At 41.0% G+C, this 334-nt stretch carries 1 rRNA gene; it reads left to right on the top strand.

From position 1 onward, the window contains the following. Positions 1-263: 263 nt before the first annotated feature. Positions 264-334 (top strand): 16S ribosomal RNA (locus GJ700_RS34775); the annotation flags it as partial.

Raw genomic sequence — 334 nt, 5'->3', positions numbered from 1 at the left:
AATATCACGAAACACTAGATAATCTCGCTTCTCTGCTGCTGACGAACAAAACGCTTCGTCGAATACGAAAAGTAAGCAGCCTTCTTTAAAAATAAACAGTCGATAAGTGTGGGTGTTAGATGAGATCAGCCCGGTATCTTTTAGATACTGATGCTCAAATTATTATTTAACACTCGCACAAAAATTAACGTAATTCTCTTCGGAGAATTCGTCAGTATTTTGAGTGAGTGACCTCCAGCAGCAATGCTGGAAAAACAGAGATTGAACTGAAGAGTTTGATCCTGGCTCAGATTGAACGCTGGCGGCATGCTTTACACATGCAAGTCGAACGGCA

Origin of the sequence: Pseudoduganella rivuli, from assembly GCF_009674485.1 — a bacterium.
Classification (GTDB): domain Bacteria; phylum Pseudomonadota; class Gammaproteobacteria; order Burkholderiales; family Burkholderiaceae_D; genus Rugamonas; species Rugamonas rivuli_B.
This window is presented reverse-complemented; position numbering and strand designations above follow the sequence as displayed.